The sequence below is a fragment of the Paenibacillus sp. 32352 genome, assembly GCF_002042965.1.
In the GTDB taxonomy this organism is placed as follows: Bacteria; Bacillota; Bacilli; order Paenibacillales; family NBRC-103111; genus Paenibacillus_S; species Paenibacillus_S vulneris.
In genome coordinates, this window is the sequence record NZ_MZNT01000005.1 from 108,673 (window position 1) to 122,986 (window position 14,314).

Sequence of the window (14,314 nt, forward strand, 5' to 3'; positions counted from 1 at the left end):
CACCGGCACAGCGTACAAGCTGAAATGCTGGTTGAGCCTAGTCCAGCTTGCCTACGATACCCAGAATCAATTGCAAGAACTTCGGCTTCACGCGTTCCGTTGTTTCCATCACTTCTTCATGGGATAACGGTTGATCAAGAATTCCGGCCGCCATATTGCTTATGCAGGAGAAGCCCAGCACTTCAATCCCAGCATGGCGGGCAACGATGACCTCCGCTACGGTAGACATCCCTACAGCATCGGCGCCCAGTGTGCGCATCATGCGGATTTCCGCGGGAGTCTCATAGGATGGGCCCAGCAAGCCGATATAGACGCCTTCCTGAAGCTTAACGCCTTGCTCAGCGGCCACCTCTTTGGCTATTTGGCGCAATTGACGGTTATAAGCTTCCGACATATCCTGGAATCTTACCCCCAACTCGTTATGGTTAGGTCCGATAAGCGGATTGCGGGAGGTGAAATTGATGTGGTCCTTGATAAGCATCAAATCGCCGACTTCATAGGACGTATTGATCCCGCCCGCCGCGTTGGTAACAACCAGGGTTTTCACACCCAGCTCCTTCATGACGCGTACCGGGAAGGATACGACCTCCACTCCATATCCTTCGTACATATGGAACCGGCCCTTCATCAGCAGCACATGCTTGCCTTGAATCGTGCCCAGTAGTAATTCGCCTGCATGTCCTTCTACAGTGGACACTGGAAAATGCGGAATATCGCTGTAAGATATCACCGTGGCGTTCTCTACCAGATCGGCAATCACGCCAAGCCCGGAGCCGAGAATGAGTCCGATGCTCGGTGCTGTCGCATATTGGCTTCGTATGTATGCTGCTGCCTCTTGAATTTTCACAAGTATCGATTGATCTTCCATCGTTTGACCCTCTTCCTGAGATTATTAGGATAATTGCTGTAAAAAGCTGTTCCCGTTGCCTGTCGATTTCATACCGAAATTATCGGCAATCGTGGCCCCGACGTCGGCGAAGGTGGTTCTCACACCTAAGGAGCCTTGGTTGTTCAAGCTCGGACTATAGACCAGCAAAGGCACGTATTCTCGTGTATGATCCGTTCCGTGATGAATCGGGTCGTTGCCGTGATCTGCTGTCAAGATAAGCAGGTCGTCCGGACCGATGCACTCCTGCAGCTTCGGGAGCCATGCATCGAATTCCTCCAATGCCCGGGCGTAGCCCTGCGGGTCGCGGCGGTGACCGTACAAGGAATCGAAATCAACGAGGTTCGTAAACAAGAGCCCGTTGAAAGGCTTCTTCATGTATTCAATGGTCGCCTGAATGCCGTCCAGATTGCTTTTGGTAGAACGCGCTTCGGTAACGCCTTCGCCGGAATAAATGTCGTTGATTTTCCCTACGGCAATACAATCTAGTCCTGCGTCCTTCAAATAGTTCATAACCGTTAGCTCGGGAGGCTTCACCGCGTAATCGTGACGGTTCGGCGTTCGCTTGAATGCGCCGGGTTGTCCGACATAAGGTCTCGCGATCACCCGTCCTACCGCATACGGGTCTTCAAGCGTCAGCTTGCGGGCAATCTCGCATGCCCGGTACAGCTCCTCCAACGGAATAATGTCTTCATGTGCAGCCAATTGAAACACGCTGTCCGCAGAGGTATAAACAATCCATGAGCCCGTCTTCATTTGTTCTTCGCCAAGCTCGTCCAAGATTTCCGTACCCGAAGCCGGCTTGTTGCCCAGCACCTTGCGTCCAGTCTCCTGCTCGAACCGTTCGATTAATTCCTTCGGAAAACCGTCCGGGAACACGTTAAACGGGATGCTCACCTTGAGCCCCATAATTTCCCAGTGGCCCGTCATCGTATCTTTGCCTACAGAGACCTCGGCCATCTTGCCGTAGGAAGCAAGCGGCTTCTCCACCGGCGCAATGCCTTTAAGCGGGGCAATGTTGCCAAGCCCGTACTGCTCGAGATGCGGCAGGGCAAACGAAGGGTTCTTCTCCGCAATATGTCCCAACGTATGGGAACCGGTATCGCCGAAGGAAGGCGCGTCAGGCAGCTCGCCAATGCCTACACTATCAAGAACAATCAAACATATACGTTGAAATTTCAAGCGGTACACCTCCTGTTCATCCTCAAGTCTGATGTTATTATCGCAAATCCTTCATTCGTTTGCAAAAAAAGCCTGCTTGTACCTTAAGCAAGCTTTCATGCATTATGGCCGGTCTGCCAGCGCCTTTTTCGCCCTCGGATGAGCGTTGTCATACACGTCCTTCATTTTGCCGCGGGCTACCTGGGTATAGATTTGCGTCGTCGAAATATCGGCATGTCCGAGCATTTCCTGTACCGACCGAAGATCCGCCCCGTTCTCAAGCAAATGAGCGGCAAAGGAGTGGCGCAGTGTATGCGGCGTGATCTCCTTCATGATCTGCGTCTCTGCTGCATACCGCTTGATAATTTTCCAGAACCCTTGTCTCGTCATTCTTGTGCCGAGATGATTCAAGAACAAAGCCTGCTCGGATTGGGACTGCTTCAGCATTTTTGGCCGGGCCGCCGTGATGTAGTGCCCGACATATTCCGAAGCGATAGCCCCGAGAGGAATAATGCGTTCCTTGGACGCTTTTCCGATGCAACGAAGAAATCCCATCTCCAGATTCACGTTCTCTACGTCAATCGAGATCAATTCCGATACGCGTATCCCCGTAGCATACAATATTTCCAGCATCGCTTTGTCCCTCAATCCATTAGGCACTTCCGTTTGAGGGGCATCCAGCAGCGACTCCACTTCCTCGATGGTCAACACACTGGGAACCCGCTTTTCCAGCTTAGGCATTTCCATAAGCATGGTCGGATCATGGTCCATTCGATGCTCCCTGACCAGATATTGATAGAAGGCCCGAATAGACACCAGACTCCGGGATTGTGTAGCGGCAGCTCGTCCCATTCGCTTCAGGTGCAGCATATAACTCGATATATGTATTTTTTTGGTATCCTTTAATGCAGCAATATCCTGATTCTCCAAGAAATCAAGATACTGGATAATATCTCTTTCATATGAGTCCAGCGTGTTCTTCGCCAATTGCCGCTCGACGGACAAATAGTGAATAAACGAGTCCAGTTCCTTTTTCATGCTGATTTCCCTTTCTATGTCAGTCCCCGCGATGGACGCTTGTCGTCCAATCCGTTACTAAATTCAACATGAAAAAGGATAATCCTGCTTTTTGCTCAAATCGTTATTCTCCGATCCAGTAAAAGAGCTTCAACCGTTCGCTCATCGGCCCCTGCTCCGTCATCATGACATGATTCTGGAATACTTTGACCGCTCTCCCTGTCGGCTCCTTATATCGCTGGGTCGGCTCGATCCATTGGGTAATCGCCAGCAGCATATGATACATCGCATAAGAGAACACAACGAAGACAAGCAGAAATTTTAGACGCCCTACCCATTTGCGTAAAGAAAAGATCATAGCCTGTACCTCCCCTCTTAGGATAGACTATGATCCCTTTCGCCTTTTTATGTTCGGTTGCTCAAGAACGCGGAAGCAGCGAATCCAGGTCGACATATGGTTTTCCCACCGCCGCGGCAACGGCCGCATGCGTAATTTGTCCCTGATACGTATTCACTCCGAGCTTAAGCTCTTGATGGTCCTTGATGATTAGGGAAAGCTCCTTGCCGGCGAGCTCGGCCGCATAGGATAGGGTCACATTCGTCAGAGCCAATGTGGAGGTACGGGGAACCGCTCCCGGCATATTCGCTACCGCATAGTGGATAACGCCATGCTTCACGTAAACCGGATCGCTATGGGTCGTTACACGATCAACCGTAGCTATGGTGCCGCCTTGATCGACCGCCACATCGACAATGACGGAGCCGGGCTTCATTTGCTTGACCATTTCCTCTGTAACAAGCTTCGGTGCCTTGGCTCCCGGGATCAGTACAGCGCCGATCAGAAGGTCTGCTTTTTGAACCGCACTGGCAATATGATGGGGATTGGACATTAAGGTTCGTATTCTCCCGTGAAACACATCGTCCAGATAACGGAGACGCTCGGCGTTCCGGTCTATGATCACTACGTTAGCTCCCAGACCCAGTGCCATTTTGGCTGCATTCGTCCCGACAATACCTCCTCCCAGGATCACCACATCCGCAGGCGGTACTCCAGGAACGCCACCGAGCAGAATCCCCCTCCCGCCATAAAACTTTTCCAAAAATTGTGCGCCGACCTGGACGGACATTCTCCCTGCAACCTCGCTCATTGGAGTAAGGAGGGGCAGGCTCCCATTAGATAGCTGGATGGTCTCATAGGCGATACCGGTTACTTTCTTGTCGAGCAGCGCTTCAGTCAAATCAGGTGCGGCAGCCAGATGGAGGTAGGTGAACAAAGTCAAGCCTTCCCGGAAATATCCGTATTCCTCCGGCAGCGGCTCCTTGACCTTCATAATCATATCGGCCTGCGACCATACGTCAGCCGCTTGCTCCAGCAGGATGGCCCCTTCCTTGGCGTAATCCTGATCCGCAAAGCCGCTGCCTGCACCCGCTCCGCTTTCTATCACTATTTTATGGCCCAATTGGCTAAGCAAGCCCACGCCTCCCGGAGTTAAAGCGACACGGTTCTCATTGTTTTTGATTTCTTTAGGAACCCCAATCGTACATGCACGACTCATACCGTCGACCTCTCCTTCCATATGCTGTGACAGGATGCCCTTAATTTCCCCGTTATTGCTCTGCCTTAACCGTTTCACCTTCTCTGTCGCGTCAGAAACCTACGCTGACCTATCCTAATGACCCATTTTTCAGCTTTGGAACTTATCGCATTCTCATGATATACTTTATTCAGCAAATGATATTGGGGAAGGGGAACCCGAATGAAAAAATTAGGAGCTGAGATTCGAAGCTGGGCAGGTTCCATTGGAGCGGCTATTGGCTGCGCCCTATTGATCGGTATCTTTATTATTCAGCCGACCAAGGTTATGGGACACTCCATGGATCCGACGCTTCATGATCAGCAGCGCATCTTTATCTCGAAACTATCGCATACGTTCCATCTTGAACCCCAGTATGGCGACATTGTCATTCTGGACAGCCGAGTGGACCGCGAAAGAACCTTTGCAGACGATTTGGCAGAGCATCCGCTGATTTCCTTATTTTCCCACGGTGCAGATAACCAGATTATTTATGTAAAACGAGTCATCGGCAAGCCGGGAGATGTTCTGGAATTCAAGAACCATCAGGTGTACCGAAACGGGGAGCCTCTGAATGAGCCTTATCTCAATGAAACGATGAACTACTCCAGCAGCGAGAAGCTGACCGTTCCGCCGGATCATATCTTTGTCATGGGAGACAACCGGAACAATAGTAAGGACAGCAGAAATATCGGCTTTATTCCATTGGATCACGTATTAGGCAAAAAGATATAACCGTCCCACGGGGTTGTCTCAAAGTCATGATAGATGACGGAGGGACGCCCCTTTTCTCATTCCATGAATACATGGATCTCCTTGGAGATCATTCCAGTCGGACCGCTTCCGAAAAGGTCTTATTAACGTAAAAAACCTCCCGCTTGGAATCCCAAGCAGAAGGCTTCGTCATTTTAATTTTTAGTTTTGTCCGTCTTATCAATACATCGGTGGCAAATCCCCTGAAAATCAAGACGGTGGTCCAACACCTGGAAACGGTATTCCTTCTCAAGCCGTTCCTCCAGCGGACCCAGCCAATCCTCCATAATCTCATCGACGGCGCCGCATTGCACGCAGATTAAATGATGATGATGATGATGAGTGCTGTCATTGCGCAGATCGTAACGGGCAACGCCGTCCCCGAAATTCATCTTCTCCACGACATGAAGCTCGGTGAGCAGCTCCAGCGTCCGATAAACCGTCGCCAGACCGATTTCCGGAGCTTTGTCCTTCACAAGCATAAATACATCTTCCGCGCTTAAATGGTCTTCTTCGTTTTCAAGCAGCACACGGACTGTAGCTTCCCGTTGAGGAGTTAGTTTGTAGCCCTGTGACTGCAGCTGTTGTTTAATTTTATCAATGCGAGATTCCATGCTACTCCCCCTACGGGTTTTGCGAAAGCAAAACCTGCTGCGTAAGTCTGCGCCCAGAATGGTGCGGCAAGAGCTTCAGCTTCTGCTGGGCTTCATTCTTTCATTATAGGTTGAGGGTGCCCGGAAAGTCAAACATTTAAAACGACATCGTCATAAGCATCGGCGTAACCCACTTCATCATGACAGGTGATACGTATGCTTCAAACAGTGCTACACCGGCCAGCAGCACGCCCGATAGTAAGATCGTTGCCGAATATCGCATGAACGGTTCATAGAATGCGCCTCTCCGCGTCATAAACCGGTGTTTGACCATATGAATGGAAAAGGCCATGGCTGTCACGCTGCATATGATGATCGCCGGGATGACGATCAAGTTCTGCGGAGCGACTGATACAAGGGCAAACAGCAATCCCTTCCAGGACAGCTGACCGACCAGATAACCAACCGTGAAGCCTACCAGTACCCCTTTTAAAAAATCGAGCACCCATATAAGCGGAAGTCCGATAACGGACATCCCCAAGATCCAGATAATGAGAATCCACTTGATATGCAGACTGAAGGACTGCTGGAACGACTGCTGGACATCGCCAAACTCTCCCTGGTCCACCGTAGAGAAAAAGTGGCTCAAATACCGCATAATCTCTTGCTTTTGCTCCAGAGAAAGCGCATTGACCATGACCGCGCCGAACACTACACCTATGATAAATATAATTAAGACAAAAACATACAGCGGCAAATGTTCCTTCATATAGAGCTGTAGCGAACGATTCCGGTTCATGCTGCATAATCCCCCCTTGCACGATTAGTACAAGCATATGATCGGAGAACGGCAGATATGACCATAAACCAACGAATCGATGTACAGGCAACGACATGTAGAGCTTAGAAGTACGGCCGGCATTAAGCTACTTTCCGGTTACTTTGCCGTACTTTCCTCCCCCGCCTACCTGCAGCTTCAGCTTATCCTGACGGGCTTGGACAATATAGTGGGCGATCTCCTCGCCCGCGGCGCGCTCCAGCTCTTCCGGCGATACACGGTGCAGAAGATTCATCTCCGTACCGAACTCCGCTAGAAGGGCGTTGAGCTTCTTGGGCCCCAAGCCGGGGATATATTCTAACGGAACTTGGTAAAAATACGGAGGCCTCGAGTCCGGTACGTAGGACTTCCCTTCTTCCCGGTCCGCAAGCTCCAGGATGCGGTCCATCACGCCACGGACGATTTTGGGGCTGCCGCAGTACCTGCAGCGTTCTACGCTTATCTCCCCTTCGTCCGCAATAGTCCCGCAGCTGGCGCAATAAGTCCGGTGATATTTGCCGAGCCGCGGATTCAATCCGTAATTGGCAGCGACACCCCGGCCGTCCAATCCCGCTAACGCCTGCCGCAGCTCCTCAAAGCTCGGCTCCGCCAATAAAAGCTTATTATATTCCCGCCCTATCTTGGCCAGGGAATGGGCATCCGAATTCGTCAGGAACGTATAGCGGTCCAGCTCCGAAATGTATCCCGCCATCTCGGAATCAGCGCTAAGACCAAGCTCAACAGCCGCAATACCGTCCAAATCAAGCAAGTGCTCCATACGAGTTGAGCAGCTGCCGTAGACACTCTTATGAGGCGTGAAAATATGCGCGGGGACCAAGAGGCCTCCCCTTCCCAGCACTTCCTGCTGTAATTCCCTGGCGGTAACATAGATCCGCTGAGAGCTTAGCCCTACGTTCTTCATATACCTGGAAAGCCAGCTTGTAAATTCTCTCATTACGGCAACCGTAGGCATGTAAGCCAGCAGGTGGGCCGTACCGAGTCCGGGATCGCGAACCTCAATTTCACTGCCAAGAATAATGGTCGTCTGCTGGTAGCGGATTCCGCCGCCCGGCAGCTCCTCCATCTCTCCTTTATCCAGGTAGTTCAGCATATCCTTCTGAACCGAGGGAGACTGGCAGTCAATAATGCCGACAATATCGATTCCTTTACGTTCGGAAGCTTCGTGGGCAATATTGTAAAAGGTCAAATTGTTCGCAGCACTGATTTTTACGGCCTGTCCCTCTTCTGTCCGTCCAATGTGTATATGCAGGTCAGCGTAAAAAGGTCGTACTTGCATCAGAATGACCCCGTCAGCTTAAACGATTGCCATGCATAGACTGCCGTGATCGTCTTGGCATCGCTGATCCGCCGGTCGTGGATATATTGCTTCGCCTGCTCCAAGGTAATGCTGTCGCATTCCAGAAATTCATCCTCGTCGAGGTGAACCTCTCCCCGGGTCAAATTCTCGGCGACATAGAGATGGAGGATTTCATCAGCGAAGCCGGGTGAAGTGTAGAAGGAACAAATATGGCGGATCGTCCCCGCTTTATATCCGGTCTCCTCCTCCAGCTCTCTCCGGGCGGCTTCAAGCGGCTCCTCTCCGGGATCCAGCTTGCCTGCAGGGATTTCTACCTGACTTTTCTCCAGCGGCTTGCGGTATTGCTCCACAACGAGCATACGATCATCCTTCAGTGCCAGAACGGCTACCGCTCCCGGATGCTTGACAATCTCCCTCTTGGCTAATTCCCCATTGGGAAGCCTTACTGTATCCACCTGCAAGGATATTACCTTCCCCTGGAAAATCGGCTCGGTGGACACGGTGACTTCTTCAAACTTTTTATCTTGAAACGGTTCGCTCATCCGCAAATCCCTCCACATTCCATTCAATTTCTTGCCGTCCTAGCTACAGGACCGATATCTATTATATCATACCGTGCAAATTCATAGTTTCGGTTTAGCATAACTTGTCCTCCCGGCGCATAGGGTGTAACAGTTGGAACATTACCCGGAAAAGAGGGACTTCTCTATGAAAACTTATTTATCCGAGCAGCAAATTCGTTTGGTAGGCCGTGTGTGGGAGATTCGCCGTTATTTAAAGCAAGCGCAGGCTAGAATGACGACAGACGTCAGCCTGCTTGCTTTTTTATCCGAACAGACAGGGTACAAACATGAGGCGAAAAGCGGCCTTATGTTGGATAGCGGATTAACTCAACCTACGGACGGGACGAATAATGCCACGCCAAATCGGCAGCTGCCCCTGCCGCAGACCAAAACGCAGGATCCTCGGATAATCCCCTTCCCATCGAGGCAATAGGCAAACTGTATGCTTCAAGGGCGTTCTGCCACTGCTTTTCAGGCACTGGAATATGCCAGCTCACGGCATGCTTCAAAGCCAGCTCCGAAAGCATTACTTGCTGCCGAATGTGCCCTGAACATTCATCATCCAATATAGGTAACGGAACGAAAGAACGAATCTGAGTAAGCTCTCCCAAAATGGTCAGAGTATGATGACTGATGCCGCGGTGGCGCTCACGCTTGTCAGCAAAGCTGATCCGCGGTACAGCTATGGGCATTCCATGAAGAGCGCCGGCTGCATTCAGCAGCTCCGCCGCCTCCGTCCCGCTGAACCCGAGCAATGTGCTCGTCCCTACGCTCCCAGGACCGGGAACGGCGATAGTCAGATCGGCCTGAAGTACATGCCTGGCAGCCAGCAGCGCTGTATACTTATTGACAGCCTCCAGGTCCCCGCCATAGGCTTGCCCGAAGGTAATGCAGCCTGCCAGCCATTGAAGCTGTCTCAGCTGTCTGACATGCTTGCTGAACGCTATGGGCAGCGAAGCGCTATCGGACATTACGTAAGCAATGCGCACCCTTCGCCCCTCTTCGTTCATCCTCTGTTTCAGTCTGCACATTATGGCGGGAAGCATACTATGAAGCTCTCCAACAAGGACCGGCATCCCTTCCAGAGACAGCTTGCGGGTAAACAGGTCGTGATGCGGGCTTGACGGTTCCTCCACGGCAAGAACGGACCTTTGCAGCGAAGTATATCGCAGCTTCATGATATGTCCTTTTACCAAACTGTCATCTGGGATTGAGCTGCAATCGGATTTCCCACCCCGTTCCGAAGACTCCTCTTCAACCGTGGAACCATTCTCCTGAGTGTACTGCCTATCTAAAATTGCATGAACGAAATGCACCCCTCCCGTACCAAGACCTAACGATACCGCCGTTGTATTAAGCAGGACTTGATCGCCCGTCTTCACCCTTTCGCCAAGTTCATCTGTGTAATAAACCGCCGTACCTTCGGTTCCATTGCTGAATTGAACCGTAATTTCGCCAAGCTTGCCGCTTGATTCTTCCGTATTACGTATATCCGTTACCCTCGCTGTTTGCCACTCGATCAAATAAATCCATCTCCCCTGAGAATTCCATGTAGTAGTAAATGTATGTGACCACATCCTTTCTCATGTTCAGCTTTTATCCGCACATTTCTTAAGTAATCCCACAAAGTGGGGCAATTGTGTTGAAAAACCTATGGAGCTTAAACTATCGCCAATATACTCCGGTAGGGTATCCCTTTCCAGCCGACATTTACCAATGTATAAAAAAAGACCGCCAATCAGAGATTGACCGTCTTTTCCTATACGCTTTATTTCGATTCGGCAGCTTCTTTAATAATTTGCACTACCGCCTCGGTAACTTTGACCATGTCACGAATCGCAATATGCTCTTCGGTTGTATGGATGTTTTGGTAACCGACCGCAAGGTTGACAGTCGGTATACCGAAGCCGTTGAATACGTTGGCATCGCTGCCTCCACCGGAATGGAACGTGCTCGGCGTGCAGCCGATTTTCCTCAGAGCTTCCATGGCCAGCTTAACTACGGGAGCGTCCTCATCGAACATGAATGCCGGGTAGATCACATCGCTTTTAAAATCAACCTTGGCATTCATCTCTGCAGCAACGTCCTCACAGGCTTTACGCATTGCTTCGACCTGACGGTCCAGCTTCTCCTGAACGATACTGCGGGCTTCGCCTTCGAGATCAACGCGGTCTACCACAATATTGGTTGCACCGTTAACCCCGCCTGCAAATCGGCCGATGTTCGCCGTCGTCTCCTTGTCGATCCGTCCGAGCGGCATTCTCGCTACAGCCTTACTTGCGACGGTAATGGCGCTGATGCCTGCCTCCGGATTCACGCCGGCATGCGCCGAGCGACCGGAGAACGAAATATAAATCTTGGCTTGGGTAGGCGCGGCTACCGCAATAGCTCCGACTTCTCCATTCGAGTCAAGCGCATATCCGTAATCAGCTTGAAGCCATTTAGGGTCCATACATCTGGAGCCCTTCAGCCCGGATTCCTCTCCTGCCGTAATCACGAACTGGATTTGACCGTGCTTGATGTTCTGCTCCTTCAGCACTCTAATCGCTTCCAGCATAGCTGCTAATCCCGCCTTATCATCACTGCCGAGAATGGTAGTGCCGTCGCTGCGGATGATGCCGTCCTCTCCAATTTGAGGCTTAATTCCTTTGCCCGGAGTTACCGTGTCCATATGGGAGGTAAAGAATAGGCGCGGCAAGGGAGCATCGGAAGTAGGTGCAAGCGTGAAAAACAAATTGTTCGCCCCGTGTCCGCTGCGGATAGAGGAGTCATCCTCTTCTACCTTCAAACCCAATGCGCTGAATTTCTTTTTGAGCACCTCACTGATCTCCTGCTCGAACAGGGTCTCGCTGTCCACCTTAACCAGCTCGATAAATTCGTCAACCAATCGCTTTTCCTGAATCATCTCTTTCCTCCTATGTACACTTTAAGTTAAAATATGATTATCTCGATTGCATGAGAAGGAGTTGAATAAAAAGATGCGCAACAAGATGATGTTTAAAGTTATTATTTACGTTATGCTGATTTGCATGGTTTTATCAACCGTGCTATTTACAGTCAATATGTTCCTTTAGTATCAACGAAGCCGCTTCGATTTTTCTGGCAGCAAGCTTAGTACAGCTTTGTCTCCTGATTGTACGACTCCATGTTTTCCTTAACACGTTGCAGGAATCGTCCGCATATGACGCCGTCCAAAATACGGTGATCGAGGGACAAGCACAGGTTGGCCATGGAGCGTACTGCAATCATATCCTGGATAACGACGGGCTTCTTTACGATCGATTCGAACGTAATAATGGCCGCTTGCGGATAATTGATGATCGGCTGCGTCAATATCGAACCGAACGACCCCGTATTGTTCACCGTGAAGGTGCCTCCCTGCATGTCGTCCAGCGACAGCTTGCCGGCTCTTGTTTTGCGGGACAGCTCCTCGATTTCCCTCGCCAGCCCGGCGATATTTTTTTGATCGGCGCGCTTAATAACAGGCGTTAATACCGAATCCTCAGTACCTACCGCAAGCGATATATTGATGTCCCGCTTCACGATGATCTTGTCGACCGCCCATACCGAGTTCATGATCGGATAATCCTTGATCGCACTGACGACGGCTTTCATCATAAAGGAAAGATACGTTAGATTCACGCCTTCCTGACGCTTGAATTCATCCTTCAGCTTGTTGCGAAGAAGCACCATATTCGTGACGTCAACCTCGATCATCATCCAGCCATGAGGAATTTCCGTCACACTCTGACGCATATTGCGCGCGATAGCGCTGCGAATCGGCGTCACGTCGACCAAATACTCGCCTCTTCCTTCCAGAGGCTGTCCTTCCACTTCGATGCGAGGAAGCGGGGGATTCTCAGACAAGTGGATGCCAGTAGAACGCAGAGGGCCTTTAGGCGGACTCGAGAGGAACACATCCTCGGCCGTGCGGGCCTCCGACCGCTGTTCCGGCTTTGCGGCTGCGGCCTGCGGCTGCGAAGCCGGATTCGCATTGTCCGTGCGCTTCATACCAGAAGCCACGTAAGCTTCGATATCCTTGCGGGTGATACGACCGCCCAGTCCTGTGCCCTGCACATCCTCCAAGCGAATGCCATGCTCGCCGGCAAGCCTCAGTACGGCTGGGGAATACCGGTTACGCATTCCTTCCTCTCCCCCTGCTGAAGCAGTCGGTTGACCTGCTGTGCCTGCTGCGGACGAATCCTGCTGCGGCGCCGAGCCGCTTCCTTGAACCGCGGATGGTTCTTCAATAATGCAGATGGCTTCCCCTACAGCCGCGGTTTGCCCTTCGGCCACCAGCAGCTTGGTCAGACGTCCGCCGACAGGGGCCGGCATCTCCGTTGTGACTTTATCTGTAATAAGCTCGCACAAAACATCGTACTGCTCTATATAATCTCCCGGCTGTTTCAGCCATTTTCCGATCGTTGCCGAAACCAGACTCTCCGCAAGGTGCGGAACGGTTACTTCGGTTTCCTTACTGTTCAAGGTCATTAGTGGTCCCTCCTAAGACTTTTGCCAAAGGCAAAAGTTACTTCGTAAGCATTCTCCGTTTTGCTCTAGGCAAAAGTTACTTCGAAAGCAATGGTTAACTTAACAGACAAGCTGAGCCTGCACCATGCAAAACTCAGCTTGATTAAGACTCGGCCGTTGACTAAAATGCAGCCAGCTCAGAGATCGCTGCCTTAATCTTGTCTACGCTAATTAAGAAAAACTTCTCCATGCTCGGGTTCATCCCGACAGCCGGAACATCCGGTGCGCACAATCTCATAATAGGCGCATCCAGCTCGAACAGCAGCTCCTCCGCAATAATCGCCGACACTTCCGCTCCGACGCCGCCGGTTTTGTTATCCTCGTGAATGACGAGGACTTTGCCGGTTTTGGCAGCCGCTTCCAGAATAGCCTCTTTATCCAGAGGCTGAATCGTGCGCAGATCGAGAATATGCGTGCTGATTCCTTCCTTGGCCAGCTGCTCGGCCGCTTGAAGGGCATATTGGACGGTAATGCCATAGGAAATAACCGTTACGTCGGTACCCTGGCGCTTCACATCCGCTTTGCCGATCTCAACGATATATTCGCCGTCCGGTACTTCGCCTGTAACGCCGAGATAGCATTTTTTGTGCTCGAAATACAAGACAGGGTCCTCATCCCGGATAGCCGCTTTCATTAAGCCCTTGGCATCATAAGGATTGGAAGGCGCCACCATCTTCAGACCCGGCGTACCGAAAAATACGGATTCCGGACATTGGGAATGGTACAAAGCGCCGCCGCTGGTAGCTCCGTAAGGCGCGCGTATGACGATCGGGCAGTTCCAGTCGTTATTGGAACGGTAGCGGATTTTGGCCGCTTCGCTAATAATCTGATTCGTTGCCGGAAAGATAAAATCGGCGAACTGGATTTCCGCAATCGGCTTCATGCCGTACATCGCCGCACCGATGGCCGAACCGACGATAACGGATTCCGCCAGCGGGGTATCGAGTACACGGTCCTCGCCGAATTGATCCCGGAGCCCCTTGGTGGCGTTCAAGACGCCGCCCTTACCGACGTCCTCGCCGAGAACAAACACATTGTCGTCCCGCTCCATCTCTTCCTTCATTGCGGAGCGGATCGCTTCCAAATAAGTGATAACGGCCAT

At 51.3% G+C, this 14,314-nt stretch carries 16 protein-coding genes; 3 read left to right on the plus strand and 13 right to left on the minus strand.

Annotation, left to right across the window (positions count from 1 at the left end; translation table 11 throughout):
• Window positions 1–37: 37 nt before the first annotated feature.
• The 5 genes from B1728_RS13550 to ald form a co-directional block, all read right to left on the minus strand.
• Window positions 38–868 (minus strand): purine-nucleoside phosphorylase, encoded by an 831-nt coding sequence (locus B1728_RS13550; RefSeq protein WP_079910758.1) that lies wholly within the window; start codon window positions 866–868, stop codon window positions 38–40.
• Window positions 869–892: 24 nt separating this feature from the next.
• Window positions 893–2,068: a phosphopentomutase gene (gene deoB / locus B1728_RS13555; RefSeq protein ID WP_079910759.1), complete on the minus strand. Its 1,176-nt coding sequence runs from the start codon at window positions 2,066–2,068 to the stop codon at window positions 893–895.
• A gap of 102 nt (window positions 2,069–2,170) precedes the next feature.
• Window positions 2,171–3,085 carry a site-specific tyrosine recombinase XerD gene (gene xerD / locus B1728_RS13560; RefSeq protein ID WP_079910760.1) on the minus strand — a complete coding sequence of 305 codons (915 nt, stop codon included), beginning with the start codon at window positions 3,083–3,085 and terminating at the stop codon, window positions 2,171–2,173.
• 103 nt (window positions 3,086–3,188) lie between these two features.
• Complete coding sequence (locus B1728_RS13565) at window positions 3,189–3,422, minus strand: DUF4227 family protein (RefSeq protein WP_079910761.1); 234 nt, start codon at window positions 3,420–3,422, stop codon at window positions 3,189–3,191.
• Between the two features lie 61 nt (window positions 3,423–3,483).
• Window positions 3,484–4,620: an alanine dehydrogenase gene (gene ald / locus B1728_RS13570; protein WP_079910762.1), complete on the minus strand. Its 1,137-nt coding sequence runs from the start codon at window positions 4,618–4,620 to the stop codon at window positions 3,484–3,486.
• 201 nt (window positions 4,621–4,821) lie between these two features.
• Here ald and lepB point away from each other — a divergent pair, with 201 nt between their 5' ends.
• Window positions 4,822–5,373 carry a signal peptidase I gene (lepB, locus tag B1728_RS13575; protein ID WP_079910763.1) on the plus strand — a complete coding sequence of 184 codons (552 nt, stop codon included), beginning with the start codon at window positions 4,822–4,824 and terminating at the stop codon, window positions 5,371–5,373.
• A 173-nt stretch (window positions 5,374–5,546) separates the two neighbouring features.
• Here the strand turns inward: lepB and fur are convergent, their stop codons facing one another.
• The 4 genes from fur to B1728_RS13595 all read right to left on the minus strand — a co-directional run bounded on the left by fur (window position 5,547) and on the right by B1728_RS13595 (window position 8,661).
• A complete protein-coding gene (gene fur / locus B1728_RS13580) occupies window positions 5,547–6,005 on the minus strand; it encodes a ferric iron uptake transcriptional regulator (protein ID WP_079910764.1) in 459 nt (152 codons plus the stop codon).
• A 136-nt stretch (window positions 6,006–6,141) separates the two neighbouring features.
• The gene (gene spoIIM / locus B1728_RS13585) at window positions 6,142–6,783 is read right to left on the minus strand and encodes a stage II sporulation protein M (RefSeq protein WP_079910765.1); all 642 of its coding nucleotides are present in this window, start codon (window positions 6,781–6,783) and stop codon (window positions 6,142–6,144) included.
• A 127-nt stretch (window positions 6,784–6,910) separates the two neighbouring features.
• Window positions 6,911–8,098 carry an endonuclease Q family protein gene (locus B1728_RS13590; protein WP_079910766.1) on the minus strand — a complete coding sequence of 396 codons (1,188 nt, stop codon included), beginning with the start codon at window positions 8,096–8,098 and terminating at the stop codon, window positions 6,911–6,913.
• Window positions 8,098–8,661 (minus strand): NUDIX domain-containing protein, encoded by a 564-nt coding sequence (locus B1728_RS13595; protein WP_079910767.1) that lies wholly within the window; start codon window positions 8,659–8,661, stop codon window positions 8,098–8,100. The genes B1728_RS13590 and B1728_RS13595 overlap by 1 nt, the downstream gene beginning before the upstream one ends.
• A 166-nt stretch (window positions 8,662–8,827) precedes the next feature.
• Here B1728_RS13595 and mciZ point away from each other — a divergent pair, with 166 nt between their 5' ends.
• A complete protein-coding gene (mciZ, locus tag B1728_RS37330; RefSeq protein WP_079910768.1) occupies window positions 8,828–9,115 on the plus strand; it encodes a Z-ring formation inhibitor MciZ in 288 nt (95 codons plus the stop codon).
• Here mciZ and B1728_RS13605 read toward each other — a convergent pair.
• The gene (locus B1728_RS13605; protein ID WP_179136007.1) at window positions 9,015–10,205 is read right to left on the minus strand and encodes a DUF3866 family protein; all 1,191 of its coding nucleotides are present in this window, start codon (window positions 10,203–10,205) and stop codon (window positions 9,015–9,017) included. The genes mciZ and B1728_RS13605 overlap by 101 nt on opposite strands.
• A gap of 245 nt (window positions 10,206–10,450) precedes the next feature.
• Window positions 10,451–11,587 (minus strand): M20/M25/M40 family metallo-hydrolase, encoded by a 1,137-nt coding sequence (locus tag B1728_RS13610; protein ID WP_079910770.1) that lies wholly within the window; start codon window positions 11,585–11,587, stop codon window positions 10,451–10,453.
• Between the two features lie 85 nt (window positions 11,588–11,672).
• On the opposite strand from B1728_RS13610, the gene prli42 reads away from it, so the two are divergent.
• Complete coding sequence (gene prli42, locus B1728_RS36275) at window positions 11,673–11,756, plus strand: stressosome-associated protein Prli42 (RefSeq protein ID WP_256865358.1); 84 nt, start codon at window positions 11,673–11,675, stop codon at window positions 11,754–11,756.
• Window positions 11,757–11,793: 37 nt separating this feature from the next.
• Here the strand turns inward: prli42 and B1728_RS13615 are convergent, their stop codons facing one another.
• Window positions 11,794–13,173 carry a dihydrolipoamide acetyltransferase family protein gene (locus B1728_RS13615; protein ID WP_079910771.1) on the minus strand — a complete coding sequence of 460 codons (1,380 nt, stop codon included), beginning with the start codon at window positions 13,171–13,173 and terminating at the stop codon, window positions 11,794–11,796.
• 160 nt (window positions 13,174–13,333) lie between these two features.
• On the minus strand, window positions 13,334–14,314 hold the full coding sequence (locus B1728_RS13620; protein WP_079910772.1) for an alpha-ketoacid dehydrogenase subunit beta: 981 nt from the start codon (window positions 14,312–14,314) through the stop codon (window positions 13,334–13,336).